The sequence below is a fragment of the Sulfuricurvum sp. genome (assembly GCF_019163035.1).
In the GTDB taxonomy this organism is placed as follows: Bacteria; Campylobacterota; Campylobacteria; order Campylobacterales; family Sulfurimonadaceae; genus Sulfuricurvum.
The window spans coordinates 1-5,254 of sequence record NZ_JAFLKV010000153.1; the positions used below are offsets into that span (position 1 = coordinate 1).

Below are 5,254 nucleotides of genomic sequence, written 5' to 3' on the forward strand. Positions count from 1 at the left end.
AGAGATCTGCAAAAAAACAGTTCTTTGATTCAGCGATGTTTTTTCGCTTAGGATGGTTTGCACTCGTCACCGCCAGTGTTACCATGACCCTTTTTATTACGCTTTATGAGCATAACTATCCGTATGAGTCTATCCTTAGTGCCACTTTTACCACCGTTGTAGCCGCTCAATGGCTCACCGCCATTTTAGCCCAAAAAGAGTCAGAACCTTTTTTGAAAAACATTCGCCGCAGCCTCACGATCAACCCTTGGCTCTGGGGTGGAATATCGCTCGGTATCATACTGCAAACAATCGCCCTCTACCTTTTGCCGGATTGGTTTCATGTCTTCCCACCAAGTGGTGAAATACTCGGCTATGTCGCTATTGCATTGATCGCTATTTTTGCTTTGGATGAGGGGTATAAATGGATGGAATATTTAAAAAACAAAAGAAAACAATTGTTACCGTAGAAAAAGTGCTACACTAGCGGATCGATTTTTTCAAGGACATTTTTTTCATGTTACGCTCACTTCATGACTCTCTGGAGCCGAAACTCATATCCCTTTTTCGCCGACAAGGCTATTCTTGGTCGGATTTCAGTGCCGATGCTGTCGCGGGACTCGCTGTAGCTATCGTCGCACTTCCTCTGGCTATGGCTATCGCTATCGCTTCGAATCTTCCCCCTGAGAGAGGGCTCTTTACCGCGATTGTTGCTGGATTTTTAATCTCTGCACACGGTGGAAGCCGCTATCAGATCGGAGGTCCTACAGCTGCATTTATCGTCACCGTTGCCACTGTTGCTATGAAACAAGGATATGAGGGGCTAGTGCTTGCGACCTTGATGGCGGGGGGCATTCTCATTATTATGGCGTTTTTTCGTGCCGGAGAGATGATCAAATTTATCCCCTACCCCGTTATCATAGGCTTTACCTCTGGGATCGCACTGCTAATCGCCTTTTCGCAGATTCGTGATTTTTTTGGTCTCTCTATCGCAACCGTTCCACCTGATTTTATCGACAAGCTCACCGTCTATGTCGCCCATTTGCATGAGACCAATTTTCTAGCTATCCTCGTCGCTCTCTCCTCTATCGGTATCATTTTACTCACCAAACGCTATACCCCTAAAATCCCTGGGCCTATTGTCGTCGTAGTTCTCTCAGGGATTGCTGTGTGGGCGATGAACCTTCCCGTCGAGACAATTGAGAGCCGTTTTGGGGCGATCCCCTCCATGCTCCCGACTCCCGTATGGCCACAAATTACCTTTGAAAAGCTCCGATTGTTACTTCCCGATGCGATCACTATAGCAACCCTTGCCGCTATCGAATCGCTCCTCTCGGCTGTTGTAGCAGACGGTATGAGTGGAACACGTCACAAATCCAATGCAGAGCTATTTGCTCAGGGGATCGGGAATATCGCTTCAGCTATTTTCGGTGGTCTCCCTGCCACGGGAGCCATCGCCCGTACCGCTACCAATGTCAAAGCAGGAGCGCGCACACCCGTTGCGGGGATGATGCACGCAATCTGGCTCTTTCTTTTTATGCTGCTCCTCGCACCGTTGATTATCAAAGTACCCCTTGCGGCGTTGGCGGCTATCCTCATGGTGGTAGCTTGGAATATGTCGGAGCTCAAACACGTACGCGAGATTATGCAGGCTCCGCGTAGTGATCGCATCGTTTTGATCCTTACCTTCGCACTCACCGTCCTTGTCGATCTGAATTTCGCTATCCAAGCGGGGATTGCCCTCGCCTCGATCCTCTTTATCGATCAGATGATGAAAGCGACTCAAATACGCTCTGTGGAGTCCGAAGAGGATGATCCTGACTCAATCCACCATAAATCGATCCCAAGCGGTGTAGAGGTGTATGAGATCCAAGGACCGCTCTTTTTCGGTGTTGCTGAAAAGCTGGTCGATACCCTCTTGCTGTTTGAGACCCCACCGAAAGTGTTTATTCTACGGATGCGCTATGTCCCCCTCATCGATGCGGCAGGTTTGCACGCCCTTGAAATTTTGCATGAGCGACTTGCCAATAACGATACAGTATTGATCCTCTCAGGGATTAATTCGCAGGTTCGCCGCTTTATATCGCAATCGCACATCGATGAAAAAATCGGGGAAGAGAATATCGTCGATCATATCGATAAAGCAATCGTCCGGACAAAAGAAATAGTAGAAATATCAAAGGACTGAAAAACTACTTTCGCGTGTGACAGCTCTGTACATCGTAGCTGAGTAACTCTTCGAAAGTCGGTACTTGAACCGGCTTTGAGCACAGATACCCTTGGAAATAAGCACATCCATGGTTTTCTAAAAAGTTAAACTGCTCAATCGTCTCGACCCCCTCTGCAATAACATCGAGATTAAAGATCGAGGCGATTGAGAGGATAGTCTCAACCAATGCGGCATCATCTTTGTCTAGCATAATATCGCGAACAAAACTACGATCGATTTTCAATGTCGTAAACGGAAGCCGCTTGAGATAGGCAAGCGATGAATACCCCGTACCGAAATCATCCATTGAAAGAGCGATACCGGCAGTTCTAAGACGATTCATTTTTTCGATAACCGTGTCAATTTTATCGATAATCATCGATTCAGTCAGTTCCAATTCAAGCATGGATGGAACAATACCACTCTCGGCTACGATACGGATTACCTTATCAACGAAATCGCTTTGTCGAAACTGTACCGCACTCACATTGACGGCGATCCTCTCAATATGAGATTTACCGAGACGATCCGCTCTCCATCGGACAAACTGTGTACATGCCTCACGCAATACCCATTCGCCAATGGGGACGATTAATCCACTCTCTTCAGCAATCGATATCATGTCATCAGGCATTACTAACCCTAACTCAGGGTGATTCCAGCGCAGTAATGCTTCAGCTCCGATTATTTTTTTTGTTCCTATCTCAATAACCGGCTGATAATAGAGTTCTAGTTCATTGTTTTTAACCGCGTTTCGAAGAGCATTTTCCATAAAAAGCCGTTTTTTAATCCATTGATCCATCTGTTCTTGATAAAAACGGGTTGTGTTTCGTCCCTCTTTTTTAGCTTGATACATTGCTGTATCAGCAAATTTGAGTAAATCATCCGCATTTTGATCTTCGGAACCCACCAAAGCAATCCCGATACTCGTACTAGTAGTAATTGGTTCAAGTTGATCTGCCTCAAATGGAATAGATAAAACCGCATGTATTTTTTCAGCAACTATTTCTGCATGAGTGGCAGCAATATGTGGATCATCACCGAGCTCTCCCAATAATATTACAAATTCATCACCACCCAAGCGAGAGACTGTATCCCCCTCACGGCATATAGAACTCAACCGTGATGCCGTTTCGATCAAAATCATATCTCCGATATGGTGGCCCAACGAATCATTAATACTTTTAAAATTATCCAAATCTAAAAACATAACTGCAATAATGCTTTGATGGCGACGATAATGAGCTAAAGATTGTTCAATACGGTCTTTCAGCAATACACGATTAGGGATATCGGTTAAATAATCATAATAGGCTTGATGCTTCACCTTCTCCTCGGCAACAACTCGTTCCGTGATATCGGTTACGATGGCTACACCACCGATAATTTCACGATTAGAGCCATACATCGGTGATGTACGCAAGGTAATCCATAAATGGAGTTTCTGGATCATCGTTGTATATGTGCCCTCATAATAGCCTTTCTCTCCATTGAATGGCAAATTGAGTGCCTTATCTAAACAGGAATCAGTGAGTTTATTCAAATCTAATCCGATCATACGATCTCGATCAATACGAAGAATTTGCATCATTTCAGTGTTAGAATCGATTACGACCAAATCAAGATTATAATAAAAAATTCCCGCCGGTGCTTCTTTAAATATTGTTTGGAAATGTTCCTCGGAAAGCTCTAACGCCTGAGTCGCTTTTTGATGAAAAATTTTCGATATCAATGCGCTCATGATATTGGTATGTATCCGTCTTGCGGCACTTACCAACAGTATAAAAAATGTTATAACCAAAACACCCATCATTTGAAATTCAAAACCGCCATGAAAGAACATTACAATAAATAACGGAGTAAGAAGCAAAGTTAAAAATATAATAGATAATCCAAAGAGGGAAGCCAATGTTCCCGATGCAATAGATGCGATCCCAGAAATCAAAAATATGAGAAAAAATTGGTGAAGAGGATTAGCGGTTTGAAAAATAAAAAAAGAGATCCAGCCCCACAATAATGCAGAGGTAATCATTACTGTATAGAAACGTTTCTCCCAGCGCTTAGTTGATTCGTTTTTAAGATGAGTACGATACTCTCTCAATACCCATAGACGCCATATAAGTGAGATTATTATTAATGTAAACCATATTCCTACCCACTTTACAGTTGGGGTTTTATAAAATAAAAATAATGTAATTAAAGCGCCCAAAAAGAGCAGAAATATTGATGCAAAAGCTTGTTTGTACGCTACAGCAACTTGTTCAAAACGGATTAAATCTTGTTCATCAGGACTTAACTCAGATAAAAAATCTTTTTTTCTAAAAAACATAGTGCTACTTTATATAATTTTAATTGGTAGAGGATAACGTAAAGCCAATAAAAAACCAATACTGTTGTGTTACAATTCTCTAATGAATAAACTTTTTTTAGCCCTAATCTTCTCTCTCACACTCTGTGCGTATGAACTTCAAGAAAATTATACTTACAATCATACAACCATTTACTCTAATGATCTCTTTCCCGATCTTCCCAAAAAATTTGAACTATTTAAAATTCCTGATGATAAAACACAGTATCGTCTTAATGCTCAAATCATTGCCAAGACTTTTGAACTTAACGGCGTTGAGATCGATGCTTCTAAAGTTCGTTATGTCAACTTTACCCAACAAAGCAAAATCGATTTTACCCCGTTAAAACACCAACTAGAAATACTGTTAAAGGGTCAATACCCCTCCATACGGATCGAGGAGATCACTATAACGCCCAGAGGATACCTTGAAAACTTTGCCCAAAAATCACGCGGCGTATTCGATGAAAAAGCGCTGGAAAATTCAAAAGGAACTTTTTACATCATAGATGAGCATAACATCAGACGCTACCTCGATTACTCGGTCAAAGCAACTATAAATGTTTTGCACTCCAACCAAAAAATTTCACGCCGTGATCTTCTCAGCGGCTTTAATACCAAAATCAAGCAAATCCCTTTCGGATCGTTCAAAGATACACCACTTACGACTCTGCCCGATCAACCTAGCCGATTTCGATCAAATCTCAGAGCCGAACAAC

Annotated in this window: 4 protein-coding genes; 3 read left to right on the plus strand and 1 reads right to left on the minus strand. The window is 42.5% G+C overall.

Annotated elements, in window-relative coordinates; genetic code table 11:
* Both JZU62_RS10720 and JZU62_RS10725 read left to right on the plus strand, forming a co-directional pair.
* A partial coding sequence (locus tag JZU62_RS10720) for a cation-translocating P-type ATPase C-terminal domain-containing protein (RefSeq protein WP_295014654.1) occupies positions 1-449 on the plus strand: 449 nt, incomplete at its 5' end.
* A 47-nt stretch (positions 450-496) separates the two neighbouring features.
* A complete protein-coding gene (locus JZU62_RS10725; RefSeq protein WP_295014656.1) occupies positions 497-2,167 on the plus strand; it encodes a SulP family inorganic anion transporter in 1,671 nt (556 codons plus the stop codon).
* A gap of 4 nt (positions 2,168-2,171) precedes the next feature.
* On the opposite strand, the gene JZU62_RS10730 is transcribed toward JZU62_RS10725, so the two are convergent.
* Positions 2,172-4,220: an EAL domain-containing protein gene (locus tag JZU62_RS10730; protein ID WP_295014658.1), complete on the minus strand. Its 2,049-nt coding sequence runs from the start codon at positions 4,218-4,220 to the stop codon at positions 2,172-2,174.
* 379 nt (positions 4,221-4,599) lie between these two features.
* Here JZU62_RS10730 and JZU62_RS10735 point away from each other — a divergent pair.
* Positions 4,600-5,254 (plus strand): hypothetical protein (locus JZU62_RS10735; protein ID WP_295014660.1); only part of this gene is annotated, 655 nt, incomplete at its 3' end.